General features: G+C 39.6%; 6 protein-coding genes and 1 pseudogene. 5 read left to right on the top strand and 2 right to left on the bottom strand.

Features of this window, described 5'->3' with window-relative positions; translation table 11 throughout:
• The 4 genes from AC1DDX_RS23310 to AC1DDX_RS23295 all read left to right on the top strand — a co-directional run.
• On the top strand, positions 1-2,834 hold a 2,834-nt coding region (locus tag AC1DDX_RS23310; protein ID WP_477622675.1), incomplete at its 5' end, for a SusC/RagA family TonB-linked outer membrane protein.
• A 9-nt stretch (positions 2,835-2,843) separates the two neighbouring features.
• A complete protein-coding gene (locus tag AC1DDX_RS23305) occupies positions 2,844-4,301 on the top strand; it encodes a SusD/RagB family nutrient-binding outer membrane lipoprotein (RefSeq protein ID WP_337716995.1) in 1,458 nt (485 codons plus the stop codon).
• 11 nt (positions 4,302-4,312) lie between these two features.
• Positions 4,313-4,711 carry a hypothetical protein gene (locus AC1DDX_RS23300; protein WP_477622674.1) on the top strand — a complete coding sequence of 133 codons (399 nt, stop codon included), beginning with the start codon at positions 4,313-4,315 and terminating at the stop codon, positions 4,709-4,711.
• Between the two features lie 61 nt (positions 4,712-4,772).
• Entirely contained in the window at positions 4,773-6,476 is a 1,704-nt protein-coding gene (locus AC1DDX_RS23295) for a S41 family peptidase (RefSeq protein ID WP_172662179.1), read from the top strand.
• A gap of 9 nt (positions 6,477-6,485) precedes the next feature.
• On the opposite strand, the gene AC1DDX_RS23290 is transcribed toward AC1DDX_RS23295, so the two are convergent.
• Both AC1DDX_RS23290 and AC1DDX_RS23285 read right to left on the bottom strand, forming a co-directional pair.
• Complete coding sequence (locus tag AC1DDX_RS23290; protein ID WP_068889978.1) at positions 6,486-6,815, bottom strand: 2Fe-2S iron-sulfur cluster-binding protein; 330 nt, start codon at positions 6,813-6,815, stop codon at positions 6,486-6,488.
• Between the two features lie 2 nt (positions 6,816-6,817).
• Positions 6,818-7,828: an NAD(P)/FAD-dependent oxidoreductase gene (locus tag AC1DDX_RS23285; RefSeq protein WP_172662178.1), complete on the bottom strand. Its 1,011-nt coding sequence runs from the start codon at positions 7,826-7,828 to the stop codon at positions 6,818-6,820.
• Between the two features lie 128 nt (positions 7,829-7,956).
• Here AC1DDX_RS23285 and AC1DDX_RS23280 point away from each other — a divergent pair.
• A pseudogene (locus AC1DDX_RS23280) lies at positions 7,957-8,131 on the top strand (UDP-2,3-diacylglucosamine diphosphatase); the annotation flags it as partial.

Genomic DNA, 8,131 nt, shown 5'->3' with positions numbered 1-8,131 from the left:
TTTTTTCTTATGTGAGTATGATTACGCAAGAAAAAACAGTGGGCAGCACAACAACACTAGATGTTGCCATGGTTCCAGACTCAAAAGCACTAAGTGAGGTTGTGGTTACCGCCCTTGGTATTAAACAACAAAAAAGATCCTTAGGGTACGCAACTCAGGACATTAAAGCAGCGGATATTACAAATACCAACCAGTCTAACGTGTTAAATGCGTTAAAGGGGAAAGCATCCGGTGTTCAAATTACAAGCTCCGGTGGGGCTGCAGGTTCAGGTACAAGAGTTCAGATCAGAGGGATTAACTCTTTGAATCCTTCGGCCGATAATCAGCCATTGTTTGTTGTAGATGGTATTCCTATTTCCAACAGTACTGATCTAATTGGTATCAACAGTGATAACTTTCAAAACCCTAACCGTGCCGGTGATATAAACCCAGAGGATATTGAAACAATGACCATCCTTAAGGGACCAGCTGCCTCTGTATTGTATGGTTTAAGGGCTGCCAACGGTGCCATCATCATTACTACTAAATCAGGTAAGTCTGGTAAACCTAGCTTTAATTTTAAAAGTTCCGTTAGTTTCGACGACGTAACAAAAACACCTCCAATACAAACAACCTATGGTAATGGTAACGGTGGAGCATATGTGCCGAGTGTAAATAGCTGGGGGCCTAAAATTGAAAGCGGTATACCCGTTTATAACCCTTACGATGTGTTCTTTAAAACAGGGCATCAGACACAGAATTCCTTTACTTTTAGCGGAGGAAATGATAATGCTACTTATTTTACTTCAATTTCGAACTCAGAACAAAAGGGAGTTGTGCCGAATTCTGATTACGGCAAAACATCCATCAGACTTTCGGGGACATTAAAGGCCTCGGAAAAATTCAAATTTGAAGGATCTGCAAATTATATTAATTCCGGTGGTAAAAATCCTCGTACCGGTATCACCTCGGGTACAATATTTTATTTGATGCGTCATACCAATACAGTTAACCCTGCAGACTACCTAAATCCGGATGGAACTGAAAAAACGTATAATGCCTCTATTCAAAATCCGTTCTATTTTACTGAAAATGCTTTTTTAAAGGATAATGTAAACAGGGTAATAGGAAATTTGGGCGCAGAGTTTAAAGCAAACGACTGGTTAACCTTTAACTACAAAGCCGGTATTGACAACTACACCGATTTCAGACAGATTTATAATGAAAAAGGATTGCTGATCAGTACGCTGGGGTCTATGACCGAGCAACGGATTAGCTATAGCGAGGTGAACTCTAATTTCTATGCCAGGGCAAGCAAGCAGTTTGGCGAGAAATGGTTTGTGAATTTCTTATTAGGTCATTCATATACCCATATTAACAGAACCAACTTATCTCTTAATGGCGCTCAGGCGGTTGTTCCTAATGTAGAGAGTATTAATAACTACAACGTATATACTACTTTAACCTATCCGGGTAAAAAGAATATCATCGGTATTTTTGGTGATTTAAATGTGAGTTACGACAATACTGTTTTCTTAAGTGTAACAGGAAGAAATGACTGGTCATCTACCTTACCGCAGAGTAACCGCTCATTCTTTTATCCTTCGACCAGCTTATCGTATGTATTTACCGAGACTTTGGGCTTACAGGAGAACGACATATTTAACTTCGGTAAGTTAAGGCTTTCGTATGCTGAAGTGGGTAAAGATGCTGATCCTTATCAGATTGGTGAATATTACTCTACATTGGCTGCATTTGATGGCGTAAGCGGTGTAAGACGTGATATTAAGATAGGCTCTGAATCTTTACGTCCTGAAAGAACAAAAGGACTAGAGGTAGGGGGTGAATTTCATTTCTTTAAAAGTCGCTTAACTTTAGATGCAAACTATGCGATTCTGAACAGTATTGACCAGATTGTACCTGTTCCTATTAGTTACGCATCAGGCTATGATATTTTTGTAACCAATGCCGGAAAGATCAGAAATAAATCTTTAGAGTTCCTGTTAACTGCAACCGTTGTTAAAAGTGATGACTTTAAATGGGATGTAAGTGCAAATTGGTCGCGCACAAAAGGAAGGGTGCTTTCTATGCCTCCGGGAGTAAATGAAATCCAGTTCAACCCAGAAAGTCCGTGGGTAAAACAAATCATAAAAACAGGCGGAAGACCGGGCGATTGGTACGGATGGCCATATACCCGTGTTACAGATCAGAATAGTGAATATAACGGACAGCTGGTTATTGGTGCTGATGGATATCCGATTATTCCTCAGCCGTTATCTAATAACTACCTGATTGGTAATGCCTATCCGGACTGGACAGGTGGTTTAGGAAGTACTTTAGCATATAAAGGGATAACCTTCTCGTTCATGTTCAACTTTAGAAGAGGTGGCGATGTATTTGATATTCCTAAAACACAAAGATTTTCTACTGGTATAGGTGCCGAAACACAAATCAGAGATACACAGGTAATATTTAAAGGAGTGAAAAACATAGGAACACCAGAAGCTCCTATATATGCTCCAAATGATAAGCAAGTGGTTATCGATCAGCTTTTTTATGCGAACAGTTTCCCTTATAAACTGGCACCTGAAAATAATGGATTCCAGGATGCTTCATGGATTAGGCTGCAGAATGTGTCCTTGTCGTACGAATTGCCAAAAAGCTGGCTGAACAAAAGTTTTATTAAGTCGGCATCAATTTCTGCAACGGCAAATAACTTGTGGTTAAGCACTCCTTTTATTGGGTTTGATCCTGAAGCAAGTGCTTATGGAGCAGGTTCAAATTCTGTTGGATATGTGGGTACTGGTGTGCCAACTACCAGAAGTATATTTCTTGGTTTAAATGTTAATTTCTAAGATTCAGTTATGAAAAATATAAGTTTTAAAGTTTTTGTCGCACTACTTACTGCTTCTGTAATATTTGGAGCATGTAAGAAACAGCTGGACATTAATGATGATCCATCGAGACTGACGCCAGAGCAGGCAACCATTTCGGGCTTGCTGGCCTCAACAATTCAATTTACGGCAACTTCGTTTTTTAACGCAGGTCAATATGGTAATGCCTATCCGCAATACCTTGCCGGATTTAATGCATACGAGGCAAATATAGATTCGTATAATCCGTATGGTTTTGATAACATATGGGAATCGGCCTATAGGGATGCAATGCCTAATTTAAAGGATCTTATCCAAAGATCGGAAGTATCTGGAGCTCCTCAGTATGCGGGTATTGGAAAGCTATTACTTGCTTTAAATTTAATGCAGTGTACAGATTTATGGGGCGATTTGCCATACAAAGAAGCTTTTAAAGGGCCTTCGGTTCCTAGCCCGACTTATGATAAGCAACAAGATATATACACTGTATCATTAAAAGAGCTTTTAGACGGAGCAATAGCCGATTTAAATAAGCCTGTGCCAACAAATACAGCATTACAGGTTGGCGCTACTGATCTGGCTTTTAAAGGTGTAATTGCCAGCTGGAAAAAGGCAGCCTATGGTGCAAGAGCCAGATATTACATCAATTTATCAACTAAAGACCCATCTAATGCGCTTAAAGCGGCTGATGATGCTGCACTGGCCATTGATGATGTTACCGGAGCAGCCGATTTGCAAGTGAAATATACTCAGGATAAGCCTAGTCCTTGGTATACCAATCTTGGTCAGCCAGCCATTGCCTCAAAACAGCATCGCCCTTCTTATTTTATGGTTAACTTAATGAATGGAACGGGGTATTTTAACGCACTTATTGATCCAAGGTTGCCGAAATTGTTTGATAATGCTGGTGCAGCCACCTATATCGGCAGACCGGTTGGTGCCTTGAGCACCCAGCAAGGGGCTAGTTTGGCAAATAGTGATATCACTGAAAAAACCTTTTACGGAGCAAGAACATCGCCTGTGACTATATTGACATATGCCGAGGTTCAGTTTATTAGGGCCGAAGCATTATTTGCTACCAACAAAGAGGGAGCCTATACTGCATATTTAAACGGAATTAAAGGGAACATGCAGAAGTTGGGGGTAGGAACAGATGATATTAATAAATATGTTAATGATCCGCTTATCAGCAAAGGCTCTGCTAATTTAACGCTTACTGATGTGATGTTGCAAAAGTACATTGCGCTATTCCTGCAAATGGAAACCTGGACAGATATGAGAAGATATCAATATAGTAATACCATATATCCTGGTTTAGTTCCGCCATTTAAAAATTTATTGGGCACAAGCTATGTACAGCGTGCAAAATATGCAGATAATGAGCCGGGCAGAAATCCAAATGTTCCTCAGGTGGCCAATCAGGCTGTGAAATTATGGTTGTTTAATTAATATTGAAGAATATGAAAAATAAAATATCAAAACTCTTTATAGCTGCTTTTACTGCCATGATCGTGTTTTCGGCATGCAAGAAGAATGATCCGGACCAATGGCTAAAAGATAATATTACAATTATTGGAAAGGTACCTGTTGTGGCAGGATTTACGGTTAAGCCTCCGCAAACTACCAATGTAGCGGCAGGAACTAATGTACAGTTGGACCTGAGATATTGGTCTGATGATCCAATTGATAAAATCAATTTAAGATCAACTGTAGGTGCAAATGCTCAGGCACTTGTTTCGACAACGGGACAGGAAGATCAACTTGTACAGCAGCTTATGGATTTGGTTAAAAGAGACAGAGAATATGTTGAATTTACCATAAAAAAGGCCCTGGCTGATCCTGACGGGAACAGACTTTAACTTTTGGATTTTTTTGGAGTGTTTTTATTTGTAAGTTTACCATTAAACAGATTGGTGAACGATGAAACAATATAAACTAGCTGCCGTTTTTGCGCTTATAGCTTTCGCTTCTTTAACATGGTCTTTTAAAGAGGACTTGTTTCAGGTATCTAAAAATCTGGACATCTTTGCGTCTTTATATAAAGAGATTAACATCAATTATGTAGAGGAAACCAATCCATCTGACCTTATGCGAAACAGCATCGATGCGATGTTGGAGAATCTTGATCCTTACACTGAATACATCCCGGAATCTGAAATTGAAGATTATAAATTAAAGTATGTGAGTACGCAATACGGTGGTATTGGTGCCAGCACGGTTTCTATTGAAGGTAAGTTGTTTGTAAATGAAGTGGTTGAAGGATATCCGGCAGATAAGCAGGATGTAAAGCCAGGAGATCAGTTGGTAAAGATAAATGGCAATGAGGTAAAGGGGAAAGACCGTAATCAGATAAGCCAATTGTTACGTGGCCCCAAAGGGTCTACAGTAGATATGTTGATTATAAGAGACGGTTCTGTAATCACTAAGAAGCTGGTGCGTGATGAGATTAAGCAACCTAATGTGCCTTATTCGGGTATGACGGAAGATAATATTGCCTACATCCGTTTAGATAAGTTTCTTGAAAATTCTGCTCAGGAGGTAAAGGACGCCGCAATTGCCCTGAATAAGCAGCAGCCAAAGGGAATGATCCTTGACTTAAGATACAACGGTGGAGGTATTTTACAGGAAGCCGTTAAAATAGTTAACCTTTTTGTAAACAGAGATGTGTTGGTGGTAACCCAAAAGGGTAGGAATCCGCAAAAAACCATTGTTTATAAAACAATGACTGAGCCTTTATTGCTGAAGATGCCATTGGTAGTGCTTGTTGGTGGTTCCTCAGCTTCTGCTTCAGAGATTGTTGCAGGATCATTGCAGGATCTCGACAGAGCAATTATTGTTGGCCAGCGAAGCTTTGGTAAAGGGTTGGTACAACAAACCTTTAATTTGCCTTACAATAGCCTGGTTAAGGTTACGGTGGCTAAGTACTATACGCCATCTGGYCGCTGTATTCAGGCGCTTGATTATGCGCATAAAGATGCAAACGGGAAAACACTGAAGTTTGCAGATTCGTTATCTCATAAATTTAATACCAGTGCAGGCAGAAGCGTTTATGATGGAAACGGAGTATATCCGGATGTGGTAGTGAACTCGAGCAGACCAAGCCCTATTACCATGTCAATTATGAGCAAGAATCTGTTTTTTGATTATGCTAATGATTATAAAAAGAAAAATAAAACTATTGCTCCTGCTGGTAACTTTCAATTGACAGATAACGATTACAATCAATTTGTAGCCTCATTAGCGGGTAAAGATTATTCGTATGCTTCACGTACTGAACGTTTATTGTCTGATTTGCGAGATGAGGCAGAAAAAGAGAATAAATTGGGCGTTGTTAAGGTAGATCTGGATGATTTAAAGGATAAGATGCTTGGTGCTAAGAAAACAGATCTTATCACTTATAAAGCCGAAATAAAACGTGTTTTAGAAACACAGATCGTAAGCCGTTATTATTACGAGAAGGGAAAGGTTATTCAGGCATTCCAATACGACAAGGAGCTTCAGGCAGCTAAGGCGCTTTTGGGTAGTTCCACTAAAATGCTAGCGGTATTAAAAGGTGAGGGTGAATATAAAACTATAGGCAGCCCCACCAAAACGATTGCAGCAATAACAACAGCAGAAAACTAAAGACCTTTTTTATTCAGCGTGATGTAGTTTAACAACTAAACCATCCATAGCAGGATTTAGCTGAAGCTGGCAGGCAAGTCTTGAATTTGGAAGTACATCTGGTAAAGTATCAAGCATTGCATACTCGTCATCTGTCATTTCATTCAGCTTTTCCTCTCCTTCAAGTACATCTACACAGCAGGTAGCACATAAGGCCATTCCGCCGCAGGTTGCAAGAATATCATATTCGCATGCTTTAAGGTACTCCATTAAGCTTAATCCCATATCTACTGGGGCTTCAAGAGTAGTTAAGCTGCCATCAGGGTTTTGTACGTGTAGGGTAATGTTATTGTCTTCCATGCTTAAAATTCTGATACGCCGTTTACAGTGGTGTATTTCATGGTGTATTTAACACCTGGGTTCATGTATTGGTATGCACTATGGCTCATCAAAGCAGCTTCGTGAAATCCACAAAGGATCAGTTTTAATTTGTTAGTGTAAGTATTGATATCACCAATAGCATAAATGCCTGGTATGTTTGTTGAATAATCGTCGGTATTAACTTCTATAGCGCTTTTGTTGATGTTTAAGTTCCATTGCTCAATAGGGCCTAACTTAGGGCTTAAACCGAATAAAGGAATTAAATGGTCTGCAGCTACTGCGGTAGTTTCAAGGCTCTTATTGTGAATAAGCTCTACCGTTTCCAGTTTTCCGTTTCCAGATACTGAATTTAGATTGCTGTTTAAAACAAGGTTTATACGGCCGCTTTCGGCTAATGCCATTACTTTGTTTACTGAATCTGGTGCGCCACGGAAGCTTTCGCTGCGGTGTACCAAAGTTAATTCATCTACGATGTCGGCTAAAAATATGGTCCAGTCAAGGGCAGAGTCACCACCACCTGCAATCACCATTTTCTGACCACGGTATTGCTCCGGATCAAGAATCATGTAGTTAACACCTCTTCCGTTTTCGAATTGTTCTAAACCAGATACAGCCGGTTTACGAGGCTCAAAGCAACCTAAACCTCCCGCAATTACCACAACTTTAGATTCTATAATAGTACCCATGTTTGTAGTAAGTACAAAATCACCTTCTCCACGTTTCTCTAAGCCTTCTATACGCTCGCCTAAAGTGAAACCAGGGTGGAAAGGTTTTCCCTGCTCCATCAGGTTATCTATAAGCTCCTGAGCCAATACTGTTGGGTAGCCCGGGATGTCGTATATAGGTTTTTTAGGATATATTTCAGACAATTGGCCACCCACCTGCGGTAAATAATCAATTAAATGGCAGCGCATTTTTAATAGTCCTGCTTCAAAAATTGCAAATAAACCTACGGGTCCGGCGCCAATTATGGCTATATCAGTAGAAATCATGTGTTTAAAATTTGTGCGAATTTACAAACTTTTGTTATAATATCGATGCTATTTATAAATAATCTAGATACTCCGTAGAACTTATGACAACAAACTGAGCTAATATTTTACTTATCTTTGTTTTATTGATGAATAAGAACATATATTTTGCCTCTGATTTTCATTTAGGCTCTCCGGATTTTTTTGAAAGTCGTAAGCGGGAAGATCGCATTCTTCGTTGGTTAAACGCCATTGAGCCCACATGTAGTGAACTTTTCCTGATGGGAGATGTTTTTGATTTCTGGTTTGAATATAGTACTGTAG

This window comes from Pedobacter sp. 10L46_2 (assembly GCF_056395165.1).
This window is presented reverse-complemented; position numbering and strand designations above follow the sequence as displayed.